At 72.7% G+C, this 15269-nt stretch carries 11 protein-coding genes and 1 pseudogene; 5 read left to right on the plus strand and 7 right to left on the minus strand.

Annotated elements, in window-relative coordinates; genetic code table 11:
- Positions 1-3 precede the first annotated feature (3 nt).
- The gene (locus ACZ7M2_RS36910; RefSeq protein ID WP_471598992.1) at positions 4-3006 is read left to right on the plus strand and encodes an AAA family ATPase; all 3003 of its coding nucleotides are present in this window, start codon (positions 4-6) and stop codon (positions 3004-3006) included.
- A 19-nt stretch (positions 3007-3025) separates the two neighbouring features.
- On the opposite strand, the gene ACZ7M2_RS36915 is transcribed toward ACZ7M2_RS36910, so the two are convergent.
- On the minus strand, positions 3026-3472 hold the full coding sequence (locus ACZ7M2_RS36915) for an Lrp/AsnC family transcriptional regulator (RefSeq protein WP_095858239.1): 447 nt from the start codon (positions 3470-3472) through the stop codon (positions 3026-3028).
- Positions 3473-3634: 162 nt separating this feature from the next.
- On the opposite strand from ACZ7M2_RS36915, the gene ACZ7M2_RS36920 reads away from it, so the two are divergent.
- Entirely contained in the window at positions 3635-4141 is a 507-nt protein-coding gene (locus ACZ7M2_RS36920; protein WP_471598993.1) for a rhodanese-like domain-containing protein, read from the plus strand.
- 6 nt (positions 4142-4147) lie between these two features.
- Here ACZ7M2_RS36920 and ACZ7M2_RS36925 read toward each other — a convergent pair whose 3' ends face one another.
- Positions 4148-5017, minus strand: a complete 870-nt coding sequence (locus tag ACZ7M2_RS36925; RefSeq protein WP_471598994.1) for a LysR family transcriptional regulator — start codon at positions 5015-5017, stop codon at positions 4148-4150.
- A 148-nt stretch (positions 5018-5165) separates the two neighbouring features.
- On the opposite strand from ACZ7M2_RS36925, the gene ACZ7M2_RS36930 reads away from it, so the two are divergent.
- On the plus strand, positions 5166-6098 hold the full coding sequence (locus ACZ7M2_RS36930) for an MBL fold metallo-hydrolase (protein WP_471598995.1): 933 nt from the start codon (positions 5166-5168) through the stop codon (positions 6096-6098).
- A 94-nt stretch (positions 6099-6192) separates the two neighbouring features.
- Here the strand turns inward: ACZ7M2_RS36930 and ACZ7M2_RS36935 are convergent, their stop codons facing one another.
- Both ACZ7M2_RS36935 and ACZ7M2_RS36940 read right to left on the minus strand, forming a co-directional pair.
- Positions 6193-7884: a DUF885 domain-containing protein gene (locus ACZ7M2_RS36935; RefSeq protein ID WP_471598996.1), complete on the minus strand. Its 1692-nt coding sequence runs from the start codon at positions 7882-7884 to the stop codon at positions 6193-6195.
- A gap of 63 nt (positions 7885-7947) precedes the next feature.
- On the minus strand, positions 7948-8466 hold the full coding sequence (locus ACZ7M2_RS36940) for an Lrp/AsnC family transcriptional regulator (protein WP_471598997.1): 519 nt from the start codon (positions 8464-8466) through the stop codon (positions 7948-7950).
- On the opposite strand from ACZ7M2_RS36940, the gene ACZ7M2_RS36945 reads away from it, so the two are divergent.
- A complete protein-coding gene (locus tag ACZ7M2_RS36945) occupies positions 8428-9768 on the plus strand; it encodes a trans-sulfuration enzyme family protein (protein WP_471598998.1) in 1341 nt (446 codons plus the stop codon). The two genes, ACZ7M2_RS36940 and ACZ7M2_RS36945, sit on opposite strands and share 39 nt — an antisense overlap.
- A gap of 48 nt (positions 9769-9816) precedes the next feature.
- Here the strand turns inward: ACZ7M2_RS36945 and ACZ7M2_RS36950 are convergent, their stop codons facing one another.
- The 3 genes from ACZ7M2_RS36950 to pdxR form a co-directional block, all read right to left on the minus strand.
- The gene (locus ACZ7M2_RS36950) at positions 9817-11253 is read right to left on the minus strand and encodes a GNAT family N-acetyltransferase (RefSeq protein WP_471598999.1); all 1437 of its coding nucleotides are present in this window, start codon (positions 11251-11253) and stop codon (positions 9817-9819) included.
- Positions 11254-11477: 224 nt separating this feature from the next.
- Positions 11478-13076 (minus strand): alkaline phosphatase D family protein, encoded by a 1599-nt coding sequence (locus ACZ7M2_RS36955; protein WP_471599000.1) that lies wholly within the window; start codon positions 13074-13076, stop codon positions 11478-11480.
- A 183-nt stretch (positions 13077-13259) separates the two neighbouring features.
- Positions 13260-14687, minus strand: coding sequence for a MocR-like pyridoxine biosynthesis transcription factor PdxR (gene pdxR, locus ACZ7M2_RS36960; RefSeq protein ID WP_471599001.1), 1428 nt, complete (start codon positions 14685-14687; stop codon positions 13260-13262).
- 67 nt (positions 14688-14754) lie between these two features.
- On the opposite strand from pdxR, the pseudogene ACZ7M2_RS36965 reads away from it, so the two are divergent.
- Positions 14755-15111, plus strand: a pseudogene (locus ACZ7M2_RS36965) (EamA family transporter); the annotation flags it as partial.
- Positions 15112-15269: the final 158 nt, after the last annotated feature.

The following is a 15269-nucleotide window of genomic DNA, read 5'->3' on the forward strand; positions in this document are numbered from 1 at the left end:
CCGATGAGGCTGCACCGCCTGGACATCACGGCCTTCGGGCCGTTCGGCGGCACCCAGAGCGTCGATTTCGACGAGCTGTCGACCGCGGGGCTCTTCCTGCTGCACGGCCCGACGGGCGCGGGCAAGACGTCCGTCCTCGACGCCGTCTGCTACGCGCTGTACGGGGCGGTCCCGGGCGCCCGCCAGAGCGGCCAGGGCCTGACCCTGCGCAGCGACCACGCGGCGCCCGGGACGCGCACCGAGATCACTCTCGAACTCACCGTCGCGGGACGCCGGTTGGAGGTCACCCGGCAGCCGCCGTGGGCCCGCCCCAAGAAGCGCGGCACGGGCACGACCACCGAAAAGGCGCAGAGCTGGCTGCGCGAGTACGAAGCGTCCGCGGCCACCTGGAAGGACCTCAGCCGCTCCCACCAGGAGATCGGCGAGGAGATCACCCAACTGCTCGGCATGAGCCGTGAGCAGTTCTGCCAGGTCGTGCTGCTGCCCCAGGGCGACTTCGCCCGCTTCCTGCGGGCCGACGCCGAGGCCCGCGGCAAGCTGCTCGGCCGGCTCTTCGACACCCACCGCTTCGCCGAGGTCGAGAAGCGGCTCGCCGAGCGGCGCCGGGCCACGGAGGCCGAAGTACGCGAGGGCGACGCCGCGTTGCTCGCCGACGCGCACCGCATGCGGCAGGCCGCCGGCGACATCGTCGAGGTGTCGCCGCCCGCTCTCACGCCCGGTGAGCCCGGCCTCGCCGACGCCGTCCTGACCTGGGCCGCCGTGGCCCGCAGTACGGCCCGCGAGCGGCTGACCCTCGCGCACACCGCGCGTACGGCGGCCGAGTCCGCGCAGGCCGCCACCGACCGCGTACTCGACGGCGTACGCGAAGTGGCCCGGCTGCAGCGCAGGTTCACCGAGGCGCGGGAGCGCGCCGCGCGGCTGGAGGAGCGTGCCGACGCCCATCGGGAGGCGCAGACGCGGATGGAGCGGGCGCGCAAGGCGGAGACGGTGGCCCCCGCGCTTGATCTGCGCGACGCCGCCGAGGCCGAGCACCGCGGCGCGGCCACGGACGAGGCACGCGCGCGTCTCGCCCTGCCGGACACCTACGCCGGAGCCGGTGCGCCCGGGCTCGCGGCAGCGGCGCGCAAGGCGGCCGAGGAGCTCGGCGGACTGGAGTCGGCCCGCAGAGCGGAGCGCCGGCTCGGCGAACTCACCCGGGAGCGCGCCTCCCTGGACCGCCAGGAGCGCGAGGACGAGGACGTCCGCCAGGACGCCGAGAGCTGGCTCGCCACGTGGGAGGCGACCCGCGTGGAGCTCCAGGCGCGCATCGAGTCCGCGCAGGAGGCCACCACACGCGCGGAGCAGCTCGCCGAGCGTCGCGATCCCGCCCAGGCGCGGCTCAGGGCCGCCCGGCAGCGCGACCAGTTCGCGCGGGACACGGAAGCCGCCCACGCCCAGGCCCTCGCCGCCCGTGAACGCGCGACGGACGCCCGGGTCCACTGGCTCGATCTGAAGGAACAGCGTCTTCAGGGCATCGCCGCGGAACTCGCCGCCGGTCTCGTCGACGGCGAGCCCTGCGCCGTGTGCGGCAGCTCCGCGCACCCCGCACCCGCGCGCAAGGACGCCGGACACGTCGACCGGGAGGCCGAGGAGCGCGCCCTCGCCGCGTACCAGCGCGCCGACGAACAGGCCACCGAGGACGAGCGCAGGCTCGGCGTCGTACGCGAGGCGCTGGCGGCCGCCACCGCCGAGGCGGGCGACGCACCGACCGCGCGACTCGCCGAGCAGGCCGAGGAGTTGGAGCTGCGGTACGCCGAGGCGCGGGCTGCGGGATCCGGGCTGCATGCCGCGCGGGAGCGGCTCGCGCAGGCGGGACTCGAGCACGAACGGCGGGTCGCGGCCCAGCAGGAGATCGCGCTGCGATCCGCCGCCCGGGTTTCCCATCGCGACCGGAACGACCGCGAAAGGGCCTCCCTGGAGGAGGAGTTGGCGCAGGCGCGGGGCGCCGCCGACAGCGTCACCGTGCGCGCCACGCAGCTGGAGCGGCAGGCCGCCCTGCTCACGGAGGCCGCCGAGGCCGTGCGCGTGGCCGAGGACACCGCGCAGCGTCTCAAGGACGCCGACGCCCGTCTGTCCGACGCGGCCTTCCGTGCCGGTTTCGACACCCCCCAGGCCGCGGCCACCGCGCTCCTCGACGACACCGCCCACCGGGACCTCCAACGACGCCTGGACGTCTGGCAGTTGGAGGACAGCGCGGTGCGCGCCGTGCTCGCCGAGGCCGACACGGCGGCCGCCGCCGAGAGGCCGGCCGCCGACCTGGCCGCCGCCGAACGGGCCGCCGAGTCCGCCGCCCGACGGCTGCGGGAGGCCGCCTCCGCCCAGGACGAGGCCGCCCGACGCTGCACGGAGCTGGACCGGCTGTCCACGCGCGCGGCCACGTCCGTACGCCGGCTCGCGCCGCTGCGTGAGGAGTTCGACCGGGTGGCACGCCTGGCCGGGCTGGCCGCGGGCACCTCGGCGGAGAACGAGCGCAAGATGCGTCTGGAGTCGTACGTCCTCGCCGCCCGCCTGGAACAGGTGGCCGCCGCCGCGACCGTACGACTTCAGCGCATGTCCTCCGGGCGCTACACCCTCGTCCACTCCGACGACCGCGCGGGCCGTGGCCGCAGCGGGCTCGGACTGCATGTCGTGGACGCCTGGACCGGCCGGGAGCGCGACACGGCGACACTCTCCGGGGGCGAGACGTTCTTCGCCTCGCTCGCGCTGGCCCTCGGTCTCGCGGACGTCGTCACGGACGAGGCCGGCGGGGTGCGGCTGGACACGCTCTTCATCGACGAGGGCTTCGGCAGCCTCGACGACCAGACCCTGGACGAGGTCCTCGACGTGCTCGACTCCCTGCGGGAGCGTGACCGCAGCGTGGGCATCGTCAGCCATGTCGCCGACCTGCGGCGGCGCATCCACGCCCAGCTCGAGGTCGTGAAGGGCAGAACGGGATCGGTCGTACGGCAGCGGGGCGTCCAGGACTGAGTCGCGGATCGCCGGGGGATCAGTGCCCCAGGGGGCGCCGGGGGAGCGGCGAGGAGTACACGACACTCGTGGTCACCGAGCCCAGGGTGCCGATCCGGCCGGAGATCTTCTCCAGGTGGCTCATCGAGCGCGCCGCGACCTTGATGACGAAGCAGTCGTCGCCCGTGACGTGGTGCGCCTCCAGGATCTCGGGCGTCGCCTCGACGAGGTCGTGGAACGGCTTGTAGTTGCCGTTCGGATAGCGCAGCCGCACGAAAGCGAGGATCGGCAGACCGAGGCTCTCCGGGTCGACGACGGCCGCGTACCCCTGGATGACGCCCGCCTCCTCCAGACGGCGCACCCGCTCGGTGACCGCGCTCGCGGACATCGAGACGGCACGGGCCAGCTCCGCGAAGCTGGCCCTGCCCTCGCGCTGGAGGACGTCGAGGATGTGCCAGTCGGTGGCGTCCGGGGAATACGCGGTCATGAGCGATGGATAGCAGGGAGAACCCCGGCCGATCAAGAGCGATGCCGTGGATCGCCACTTCAGGAAGAGGATCACCGGCCGTAGATTTCTGGCCAGGAGGTCCCCGTGGGGCCGGTGCCGCGAAGGTGCCGGTTCGGCGGGGCACGGAGGGAAGGCCGGACCATGACTGTGACCGTCGACACCACTGTGACCAGCGCCGCGACCAGGACGAACCCCGTGCTGCGGGTCGCCCCGGCGTCCCCGGCCGCGGCCGTCGCCCACTTCGGCGCGAGCCTCGCCTTCCACGCCGATGTCTCCGACGTCGCCGCCGCGCTGGCGGCGGGCGGCGACCCCGGCTTCGTGGTCCTCGACTCCCGCTCGACCGCGTCCTGGGACCAGGGGCACGTGCCCGGTGCGATCCACCTGCCCACCGCGCTCATCCCCGAGCAGGCCGAGCAGCTCCTCGACAGGTCGGTGCCCGTCATCACCTACTGCTGGGGGCCCGGCTGCAACGGCGCGACCCGTGCCGCACTCGCCCTCGCCGAACTCGGCTTCCCGGTCAAGGAGATGCTCGGGGGCTTCGAGTACTGGGTGCGCGAGGGCTTCGCGTACGAGACCTGGGAGGGAGACGAGCGGCGCGCGGCGGACCCGCTGACGGCTCCGGTGGACGCGGCGGACTGCGGCTGCTGATCGCTCCTAGGAGCGCGTGAGGCCCGTCGCGAGGCTGACGAACGAGCGGATGAGCGGAGTGGTGTGGGCGCTGTTCCACGCGATCACCAGGTCGCTGGGCGGCGCGTCCGCCAAGGGGATCACCGTGAGGCCCTCGGGCAGGGGCTGGGAGTGGGCGAGGGGCATCAGTCCGACGGTGTCGTTCCACAGGACCGACTGGAGGCATTCGTGGGCGGTGCGGATGACGGGACCGTCACGGCGTCCGTCGGCACCGGGCGGGCCCGTCCAGAAGGCCTGCCACACCGGGTCCGTGCCCTCCGGGAACCGGAACCAGCGGCGGTCGGCGAGTTCGTCCAGGCGCAGCCGGTCGCGGTCGGCCAGCGGGTCGTCGGCGCGCAGGATCACACCGACCGGGTCCGACCGCAGCACGCGGGTGGTGATGCCGGTGTCGTCGAACGGCGCCCGCGTCAGGGCCACGTCGACGAGTCCGGCCCGCAGTCCGATGGTCGGGTCGGTCAGGTCGGCCTCGCGGATGCGGATGCGCACGGCGGGGTGTTGGTGCCGGTAGGCGACCGCCAGCCGGGTGCCGACCTGCTCGGCGCTGTCGGCGAGGGTGCCGATGGTCAGGGTGGCCGTGCCGGCCGTGGCGGCCACCCGGGCCCGGGCCTGGTCGGCCCGCGCCAGCAGGGTGCACGCCTCGTCGTGGAGGAGGGCCCCGGCCGGGGTGAGGGTGACGCCCGAGGGCGAGCGGCGCAGCAGTTCGCAGCCGAGGTCGGTCTCCAGCTGCTTGACGGCCCGGCTCAGCGGGGGCTGGGTCATGTGCAGTCGCGCGGCGGCGCGGCCGAAGTGGAGTTCTTCGGCGACCGCCACGAAGTAGCGCAGGGTCCGCAGCTCCATCATCGCTCCATCGCCGTCCCGAGCCGCTCTCTCGACTTCGCTCAACTGCGACGATACCCGCGCGGTATCGGGTCTGCGAGATCGGTGTTGGACGCCCCCGGACGTCCCGCGCTGGACTGGTGACTCAGCGCAACACCGAGGAGTCGCAGTGTCTGAGGAAGCGGTGACGACGGACCCCGTCGTGCACGTCGAGGGTGTTCAGGAGCTGGCCCGTGACCTGGTGGTCATCCCCGACCGGCGGGTGCAGCTCGTGCCCAACATCGGCGTCATCGGCGGTCACGGTGCCGTGCTCGTCGTCGAGACCGGCCTGGGCCCGAGCAACGGCGAAAAAGTGCTGGAGTTCGCGGCCGACCATGCCGAGGGACGTCGGATCTACCTGACGACGACGCATTTTCACCCCGAGCACGCCTTCGGGGCGCAGGCCTTCGCCGGGGAAGCGACGTTCCTGCTCAACCGGGACCAGGCCGAGGACCTGAAGGTGAAGGGGCCGGGCTACCTGGAGATGTTCAAGGGGCTCGGCAAGCCGGTCGAGCGCCGGCTCCGGAGCGTCGAGCCAGCGCGGCCCGATGTCGTCTACGACCGGGCGTACGACCTGGATCTGGGCGGGCGGGTGGTGCAGCTGCGGGCCACCGGCCGGGCCCACAGCAGGGGCGACCAGGTGGTCAGGGTGCCGGACGCGGACGTCCTGTTCACGGGGGACCTCGTGGAAGCCGGGCAGTTCGCGATCTTCCCCTGGTTCCCGCCGTACGACACCGACGTGTCCGGAACCCGCTGGATCGCGGTGATGGAGAGGCTGGCGGCGCAGGCTCCCCGGATCGTGGTGCCCGGCCACGGCGAGATCGGCGGTGCGGGGCTGCTGGCCGACGTGCGCGACTACCTGCGGCTGCTGCGGGACGAGACGTGGGCCCGCCGCGACTCCGCCGTGGCCGAGCGGACGATCGTCGAGGAGATCTCGGCACTGATGATCGAACGGCATCCGGAGTGGGTCGGCCGGGAGTGGATCGAGAAGGGCGTCGGCTGCCTGTGCTCCGAGCACGCCGAGCACGCCGAGCACGCCGAACACACCGAGCACGCCCAGTAGTTCCGGTACTCCCCGTACTTGATGTTCCCCGTCCTCGATACGCGGCGGCCGGGCTCGCGGTCGTCACCGTGAGCCCGGCCGCCGCCGGTGTCCGTCAGAGCCGGGACAGTTCGTCCACCAGGTCGTCCAGGCCCAGCGAGCCCTGGGACAGGGCCGCCATGTGCCAGGCCTTGGCGTCGAAGGCGGCGCCATGCCGCTTCTTCGCGTTCTCGCGGCCCAGCAGCCAGGCCCGCTCACCGAGCTTGTAGCCGATGGCCTGACCCGGGATGGAGAGGTACCGGGTGAGCTCGCTCTCCACGAAGTCCGCCGGACGGCTGCTGTGCGCGCCGAAGAACTCCTGCGCCAGCTCCGGGGTCCAGCGCTCGCCCGGGTGGAAGGGGGAGTCTGCCGGAATCTCCAGTTCCAGGTGCATGCCGATGTCGACGATGACCCGGGCCGCGCGCATCATCTGCGCGTCCAGGTAACCGAGCCGCTGCTCCGCGTCCTCCAGGAAGCCGAGCTCGTCCATGAGCCGCTCCGCGTACAGCGCCCAGCCCTCGGCGTTGGCGCTGACAAGACCGACGGTGGCCTGGTAGCGCGAGAGGTCGTCGACCACGTACACCCACTGGGCGAGCTGGAGGTGATGGCCGGGGACGCCCTCGTGGTACCAGGTCGAGACGAGGTCGTAGACGGGGAAGCGGGTCTGCCCCATGGTGGGCAGCCAGGTGCGGCCGGGCCGAGAGAAGTCCGAGGACGGCGCGGTGTAGTACGGCGCCGCCGCGCCGCCGGGCGGCGCGATGCGCGACTCCACCTTCCGTACCGGCTCGGCGAGTTCGAAGTGGGTGCCGTCCAGCGCCTCGATCGCCCGGTCCATCACACCCTGGAGCCACGCCTGGACCTCGTCGACGCCCTCGATGTGCCTGCCGTGCTCGTCGAGGTGCGCGAGCGCCACCCAGGGGGTCTCGGCGCCGGGCAGGATCTTCTCGGCCTCGGACTTCATCTCCGCGAGGAGCCGGTGGTACTCGGACCAGCCGTACGCGTACGCCTCGTCGAGGTCGAGATCCGTACCGTTGAAGTAACGTGCCCAGCGCGCGTACCGCTCGCGGCCCACCGTGTTCGGCGCGCCCTCGATCGTGGGCGCGTAGACGTCACGCATCCAGTCGCGCAGCTCCAGCAGGGCCCGCGTGGCCGTCCGGGCGGCCGTGTCCAGCTCGTCCCGCAGGGCGTCGGGCCCCGCGGACACGAAGTCCTCGAACCAGCCACGGCCCTGCCCGTCCGGGTCCGACCACTCGGTGAGCTGCTCGATGAAGGTCGCGGTGGGGCGCGGGCCCGCGTACAGCTTGCGCTCCAGGCCGAGGGCGAGGGACTCGCGGTACCCCGTGAGGGCGGTCGGCACCGCGCGCAGCCGCTCGGCGATCGCGGCCCAGTCCTCGTCCGTCTCGGTCGGCGCGATGGTGAACACCTGGCGCACGGAGTGCGCGGCCGTCTGCATGTTGCCGACGGCCCGCAGGCCCTCGTCGGCGTCGTGGACAGCCAGTTCGGCGGTGAGCCGCTCGCGCAGCAGCCGGGCGCAGCGGCGCTCGATGTCGCTGTCCGCCCCCGGCTGCCGCTCCGCCTCGTCGAGCCGGGCGAGCGTCGTCCGCGCCAGCTCCGCGACGGCCTCCTGCCCCGCGGGCGAGGTGTCGGGGAGCTTGTCGGCACTCTCCTTCACACCGAGGTAGGTACCGAGGACCGGATCGAGGGCGATGAGATCGTCGACATACGCGTCGGCGACCTCGCGGGGCAGCGGGCTCTTCGTCTCTGACATGCCGACATCCTCATACGAGGACGGGTGCCGCGTCAGCCCGGTCGCCCGGGCATGGGGCGGGCATCAGCCTGATTTTGCCGACGTCGGGGCCGCGGACGAGGGCGACGCGGGGGAGGGCGGGAGCAGGGGGCCGCAGTCCCACTGCTGGAAGATCAACCGGGTCTCCACCCGGGCCACCTCACGCCGGGACGTGAACTCGTCGAGGACCAGCCGTTGCAGGTCGGCCATGTCCGCGACGGCGACCAGGACGAGGTAGTCGTCGGGCCCGGTGAGGTGGAAGACGGTCCGGGACTCCGGCAGCGCCCTGATCCGCTCCACGAACGGCCCGACCAACTCCCGTCGATGCGGTCTGACCTGCACGGACAGCAAGGCTTCCAGGCCCCGCCCGAGCTTCGCCGGATCGAGGCGCAGCTGATGGCCGAGAATCACCCCCGCACGGCGCAGCCTCGTCACCCGGTCCAGGCAGGTCGAGGGCGCGACTCCGACCTGCGCGGCGAGATCGCGGTACGTCGTCCGTGCGTCGTTCTGGAGCAGCCGCAGCAGATGAAGATCCACCGGATCGAGTACGACAGATTCGGCCATGGCCCGAACGTAACACGGAGTGTGCGTCCGGGGCCCCGGCCGGTGTTCAGTCTGCTGTGCATGGAATCCGTGGTGCACGACGCATACGAAGCTCAGGACGAATCCTGCGACCCTCGGGGCGACTCCTATGACGGTCGGGACGACCTCCACGACCTCCACGACGTTCAGGGCACCCGTGCCCGCGCGCCGCGTGCCCTCGCCACCGAGGCCGTGCACGCCGGGCGCGAGGACCTCGCCCGGCAAGGACTGCACGCCGCGCCGATCGACCTGTCCACGACCTACCCCTCGTACGACAGCCGCGGCGAAGCCGCTCGTATCGACGCGTTCGCGGCCGACGGCGCCGAGCCGGAGGGGCCGCCCGTCTACGGGCGCCTCGGCAACCCGACCGTCGCCCGTTTCGAGACCGCCCTCGCCCGCCTCGAAGGAACCGAGAGCGCGGTGGCCTTCGCGAGCGGCATGGCCGCGCTGAGCGCCGTACTGCTCGTGCGGAACGCGCTCGGCCTGCGGCATGTCGTCGCCGTACGGCCCCTGTACGGCTGCAGCGACCACCTGCTCACCGCCGGGCTGCTGGGCTCCGAGGTCACCTGGGTCGACCCGGCGGGCATCGCGGACGCCCTGCGCCCCGACACCGGCCTCGTCATGGTCGAGTCCCCGGCCAATCCGACGCTCGCCGAACTGGACCTGCGCGCCGTGGCGCACGCCTGTGGCTCCGTACCGCTGCTCGCCGACAACACCTTCGCCACACCCGTGCTGCAACGCCCCGCGGAGCAGGGGGCCCGCCTGGTCCTGCACAGCGCCACCAAGTACCTGGGCGGACACGGGGACGTCATGGCCGGAGTGGTGGCCTGCGACGAGGAGTTCGCCCGGGGGCTGCGCCAAGTGCGGTTCGCGACCGGGGGCGTGCTGCATCCACTGGCCGGGTATCTGCTGCTGCGCGGCCTGTCGACCCTGCCCGTACGGGTCCGGGCCGCGTCCGCCAACGCCGCCGAACTCGCCCGCCGGCTCGCCGCCGATCCGCGCGTCGAGCGCGTCCACTATCCGCGGATCGGCGGTGCCATGATCGCCTTCGAGGTCCACGGTGACCCGCACGAGGTCATCGCCGGGGTCCGCCTGATCACCCCGGCGGTGAGCCTCGGCAGTGTCGACAGCCTGATCCAGCATCCGGCGTCCATCAGCCACCGCATCGTGGCCGCCGACGACCGCCGCGAGTCGGGGGTCGGTGACCGCTTGCTGCGCCTGTCGGTGGGGCTGGAGGACGTGGAGGACCTGTGGGCCGATCTGGACGGTGCGTTGGGGCGGTGACCAGGCAGAGGCCCCGGGCGAGGTGCCCGGGGCCTCCCGGTGTCCGTCCTACTTCCTCTGCCTCTGCCCCTGCCCCTGCTTCTGCTCCTGGTCGTAGGGCAGTCGGGAGGTCACCGGTGTGGCGTCCAGGCGGGCCGTGATGACGAGGGTGCCCTCCTCGATCTGGTAGTCGAGGGGGAGGTCCAGGCCGCGCATGGCGGCGACCATGCCGGTGTTGGAGGCCTGCGTGACGGCGTACACGCTCTCGCAGCCCGCCTCGACGGCCATCGTCACGAGTCGGCCGAGCAGTTCGGCGCCGATCCCGCGCCGCTGCCAGTCGTCCTCGACGAGCAGCGCGATCTCCGTCTCGTCGCCGTCCCAGAGGAGATGGCCGAGCCCGACGACGCGTCCCGAAGCCGTCTGCACGGCGAGGGTGCGTCCGAAGCGCGGGCTGAGCAGGTGGTTCAGATAACGGTCCGCGTCACCGACAGGCCCGTGGTAGCGCATGCTCAGCGTGCGCGAGGAGCAGCGCTCGTGCATCGCCTTCGCCGCGGCGAGATCGGAGACGTCGGCGCGACGCACCGTGATCGCGGGACCCTCCGGCAGTGTCAGCATGTCCTGGCTGAGCGGGATGCGCGGACCCAGCCGCGCGTCCAGCTCCACCAACGCCCGCGCCCGAGCGAACTCGGTCGGCGTGAAAGGCAGATACGGCCGTTCCACCGTGATCACCCCACCCTCCGGTGCGCGCAACCGCATCACCGTGTCTTCCAGCACTCCTTCGACCGGCGCACCCTCTTCCGCCCGGCCCGACCCGGGGGAGCGGGCGGGCAGCGAACGAATGGTGCACCTACCGAGCAACTGCCGGAGGGCGAGCGGAAGTTCCGCCGCGTCCAAAGCCGTGCGCGTGGCCAGCCCCAGGACGCGCGTCGGAGCGTCCACCAGGTCGTGGGCGTCGGCCCGTTCGATCCAGGTCCCGGTGCCGCCCGCCAGCGAGACGGCGCGGGTGATCTCGGACGCGTCCAGTTCGACGGGGGCGCGCAGCAGGAACTCGTCGACCGTGCCCTCGGCGAGCGGGTGCGTCTGCAGGCTCAGGATGTCCACCCGCTGGTGGGCCAGTGTCACGCACAGCGCGGCCAGCGAACCCGGCTCGTCCTTCACCGTCGTCCGCATCCGCCACAGGACGGTCTCTCCCGTGACGGCCTCCGGCGCCGCCGTGGTCCGGTCGGCCCGCCCGGCCTCTCGCCCCACGGCGAGGGTCCGGGCACCGGTATCGCCCGTGGGCGGCGCGTGACCGTGGCGGCGTGCCCACCATGTGTGGAATCCGGCCGTGGCCACCAGGACCACGGACGAGATCACCAGCAGGGCCGGGCCGTCGGGGCCGTGTCCGATCAGGTTAGCGACGGCGTCGGCGACCGCGACGGCCGTGAACAGCGCGGCGAGCTCGACCACGTCGCGTCGCCAGTGGTGGACGGGGCGTCCGTGCTTCGCCCGGGTTACATCAGACATGTCTGGAGTCATGCAACCACTGTGAAGGAATGGTGTTGCGTGATCACGAACGGTCTGTGACTGATCGGTAAAGTGTCGTTCTATCCTTTTTGCGGTTCTTTTTGCCCTTGTTTTGCCTGCCTCGGATCACCTGGCTTACGTGCCTGGTCACAAGAGCGGCCGCGCACCGGGGGATGACTCCGGTGCGCGGCCCGACCCTTCCAGGGTACGGGAGTTGGGCGCCGTTACTGACCCACACGCCCCGGCTGCAACGTCTGTGTGAACAGCACCGTGCCGTCCAGGTCGCGCAGCCGCACCGTCAGCTCCCCGCTGTCGCCGTCGATGTCGACCTCGCCGAAGAACTGGTAACCGTCCGCCGGCGAGACATTGGCGGTGGCGGGAGCCTTGACGAAGACCCGGTCGGGGCCGAAGGTGCCGTCCAGTGCGTTCGCCTGGAAGGCGCCCGCGTTGAGCGGTCCGGAGACGAACTCCCAGAACGGCTCGAAGTCCTTGAAAGCGGCCCGCGAGGGGTCGTAGTGCTGTGCCGAGGTGTGGTGGACGTCGGCCGTCAGCCACACGGTCCCGGTGATCCGCCGGTGCTTGATGAACCGCAGCAGCTCGGCGATCTGCAGCTCGCGGCCGAGCGGCGCGCCCGGGTCGCCCTGGGCGACGGCCTCGATGTTCGGCTTGCCCTCGACCGGGTCGGGCACGACCAGGCCCAGCGGCATGTCGGCGGCGATGACCTTCCACATCGCGCGCGACGCGGCCAGCTCGCGCTTGAGCCACTCCAGCTGCACGCGGCCGAGGATGCCCTGCGGGTCGGTCGTCTGGTCGTCGGGCGAGTTGGCGTTCCGGTAGGTCCGCATGTCCAGGACGAACACGTCCAGGAGCGGGCCGTGGTGGACGGTCCGGTAGATCCGTCCGTCCGGGCGTCCGCTGATGGTGGAGATCGGGAAGTACTCCGAGAACGCCCGCCGGGCACGGAAGGCCAGGTCGTCGAGTTTCGTGCCGGCCGGGTAGGGGGTGCCGGCCCCGATGACCTCGCCCGGGTACCAGTTGTTGCGGACCTCGTGGTCGTCCCACTGGACGATGTTCGCAACCCGGGCGTTGAACCGGCGCAGCGCCGAGTCCAGCAGGTTGTAGCGGAAGTTGCCCCGGTAGTCGGCCAGGGTGACCGCGACGTGCGACTTCTCCTCGGTGGTGATGCTCCGGTACAGGCTGCCGTCCGGAAGCGGCGCCGTGGCGGAGATCGGGCCGTCCGCGTAGATGTTGTCGCCGCTGCACAGGAAGAAGTCCGGGTCCAGCTTCGCCATGGCGTCGAAGATCCGGTAACCGCCGATGGACTCGTTGATGCCCCAGCCCTGTCCGGCCAGGTCGCCGGACCAGACGAACCGGACGTCCTGCCGCCGCTTCGCGGGCGCGGTGCGGAAGGTGCCGGTCACCGGCTCGCCCGTACGGCGCGGGTCGTCGGGGTCGGCCAGCAGTACGCGGTAGTGGATCTGCTCGCCGGAGGGCAGTTCGCGCAGCCGTGTCGTACCGGTGAAGTCGGAGTCCGCACCGAGCAGCGGACCGTGCCATCTGCGGGGGTTGCGGAACGACTCGGTCGCGGACGTCTCGACGATCATCCGGGCCGGGCGGTCCGAGCGGACCCACACCAGGCCGGAGTGCGCGCTCACGTCTCCGGCCTGGACGCCCCACCCCGCCTCGGGCCGCCCGGACAGCGCGAACGCCGGGGCCGAGCCCAGTGCGGTGGGCAGGGCCAGGGCCGCGGAAGCGGCGAGGGATCCGCGCAGGACGCCGCGGCGACCGGGGAGGGGAAGAGGGCTTTGCGGGCGGTGTGACATGAATGCGCCTCCAGGGACGGAGTCGGCCGATGTGCCTAGCCACAACTACGGGTGCGCCGCAGCGCGCACGGAAACCACAAGTGAACAACTGGCCCCGCAGGCAAGGGCACCGACGTCCGCCTCCGACCGCGCACTCCCACGGATGCGCCGGCCTTGCCACGCACACGGACGCCCCCTCAGCGGTCAGGCGCGCAGCGCCTGCGCCATCAGACGTACGCCGGCGCGGATCCGCGCGGGGGACTGGTGGGCGTAACCGAGCACCAGCCGTACGTCGGCGCGCTCGACCGCCCGCCCGTAGTGGGCCAGCGGACGCACGGCCACCCCCGCCGCCGCGGTGCGCTCCAGGAAGTACTCCGGCGGCCCGTACCGCCCGGGCAGCGCGGCGATGACATGCAGACCCGCCGCGATCCCGGACACCTCGGTACCGGGAAAGTGCTCCTCCAGTGCGGATACGAGGGCGTCGCGCCGTTCCCGGTAGGCGCGCTGGCAGCGGCGCAGCTGCCGGTCGTAGTCGCCCCGTTCCACGAACCGGGCCAGGAGCGCCTGGTCCACGACGGGGTTCCCCAGATCCATGGTGCGCTTGCGCTCGACGACCTCCTCGGCGAGCGCCGCCGGTACGAGCAGCCAGCCGAGCCGCAGCCCGGGCGCGAGCGACTTGCTGACCGACCCCGTGTAGGCGACGTGCTCGGGATCGAGCCCTTGAAGCGCCCCCACGGGAGCACGGTCGTAGCGGAAGTCCCCGTCGTAGTCGTCCTCGACCACCAGACCGTCCACCGAGCGCGCCCAGTCGAGGAGTTCCGTGCGGCGCCGCGCCGAGTAGGCGATCCCCGACGGGAACTGGTGGGCGGGCGTGGTCACCACCGCCCGTACGCCCGACTCCTTCAGCGGCCCGGTGGCCAGCCCTTCGTCGTCCAGCGGCAGCGGTACGGCGTCGAGGCCGGCCGAGGCGTAGAGGGTGCCGTGCTCCGGGCTTCCGGGGTCCTCGACGCCGATCGCGCGCACCCCGCGCGCGTGGAGCACGAATCCGAGCAGGGTCGTCGCCTGCGCGACCCCGGAGACCACGATGACGCGCTCGGGGTCCGCGACCACGCCGCGGCGCCGTGCGAGCAGTTCGGCGAGGGCGGTGCGCAGCCGGGGCAGACCGCGCGGATCCGGGTAGCCGAGCGCTTGGTGGGGCAGTTCGGCGAGGACCCCGCGCTGGGCCGCCGCCCAGGCGGCGCGCGGGAACAGGGACAGATCCGGTGTCCCGGGAAGGAAGTCGGCGCGGGCCCCGGCGGGGCGCGGTGCGAGGTCACGCGCGCGCGGGTGGGCTGCCCGGGCGGCGCCGCCGACCCAGGTCCCCGCGCCCCGGTCGCTGCGCAGGTACCCCTCCGCGGTCAACTGCTCGTACGCCTCGGTGACCAGCCCCCGCGACACCCCGAGGTCGGCGGCGAGCTCGCGGCTGGACGGCAGCCGGGTACCCGGCGCGAGCCGCCCCGTGCGGACCGCCTCGCGCAGCGCGGCCTGCAAAGCGCGCCCACGCGCGCGTGCCGGTGCCGCGGCGGCCGGCACGAGCAGCTCCCATGCGGCCCCCGACGGCGTCAACTCCCCGGCGGCCCCCGACGGCGTCATGTGGTCCCCGATGGCGTCATGAAAGTGGACCTTAAACCGGACCGCCGCCCTTCGTAGCGTCACCGTCATGAACATCACCACCCTCCGCGGGTCGCTGCTCGCCGCCCTCGCCTGCGTCCTCGTCGGAGGCTCCTTCACCGCCAACAGCGTCCTGGGCCACTACCCGTACGCGGGGGGTCAGTTCCTTCGCTACGGTCTCGCCTGCGTGCTGCTCCTGCCGCTGGTCGGACGGGGTGGCACGGCACCGCTGCGGCGGCTGGCGGTACGCCGGTGGGGGCGCCTCGTGCTGCTCGCGGCCGTCGGCATGGTCGGCTTCAACCTCGCCGTGATCGCCGCCGAACGCACCGCGGAACCAGCCGTTCCGGGCGTTTTCGTGGGCTGCGCCCCGGTGGTCGTGGCCGTGGTCGTCCCCCTTCTTGAGGGCCGTCGGCCCCAACGTCCGGTCCTGTACGGGGCGTCGCTCGTCGCGGTGGGCGCCTTCACCGTCCAGGGCTGGGGGCGCACCGACGGCACGGGGATCGCGTACTCCGTGTGCGCGCTCGCGGGCGAGGTGGGCTTCGCGGTGCTCGCCGTACCGGTGCT

Source organism: Streptomyces sp. NPDC111507 (assembly GCF_055638955.1).

Bases quoted from the DNA above. Each gene is read 5' to 3' on its own strand.
- ACZ7M2_RS36910 (WP_471598992.1), top strand. From the start codon at position 4: ATGAGGCTGCACCGCCTGGACATCACGGCCTTCGGGCCGTTCGGCGGC.
- ACZ7M2_RS36915 (WP_095858239.1), bottom strand. From the start codon at position 3,472: ATGACCGCGTATTCCCCGGACGCCACCGACTGGCACATCCTCGACGTC.
- ACZ7M2_RS36920 (WP_471598993.1), top strand. From the start codon at position 3,635: ATGACTGTGACCGTCGACACCACTGTGACCAGCGCCGCGACCAGGACG.
- ACZ7M2_RS36925 (WP_471598994.1), bottom strand. From the start codon at position 5,017: ATGGAGCTGCGGACCCTGCGCTACTTCGTGGCGGTCGCCGAAGAACTC.
- ACZ7M2_RS36935 (WP_471598996.1), bottom strand. From the start codon at position 7,884: ATGTCAGAGACGAAGAGCCCGCTGCCCCGCGAGGTCGCCGACGCGTAT.
- ACZ7M2_RS36945 (WP_471598998.1), top strand. From the start codon at position 8,428: ATGAAGATCCACCGGATCGAGTACGACAGATTCGGCCATGGCCCGAAC.
- ACZ7M2_RS36940 (WP_471598997.1), bottom strand. From the start codon at position 8,466: ATGGCCGAATCTGTCGTACTCGATCCGGTGGATCTTCATCTGCTGCGG.
- ACZ7M2_RS36950 (WP_471598999.1), bottom strand. From the start codon at position 11,253: ATGTCTGATGTAACCCGGGCGAAGCACGGACGCCCCGTCCACCACTGG.
- ACZ7M2_RS36955 (WP_471599000.1), bottom strand. From the start codon at position 13,076: ATGTCACACCGCCCGCAAAGCCCTCTTCCCCTCCCCGGTCGCCGCGGC.
- pdxR (WP_471599001.1), bottom strand. From the start codon at position 14,687: ATGACGCCGTCGGGGGCCGCCGGGGAGTTGACGCCGTCGGGGGCCGCA.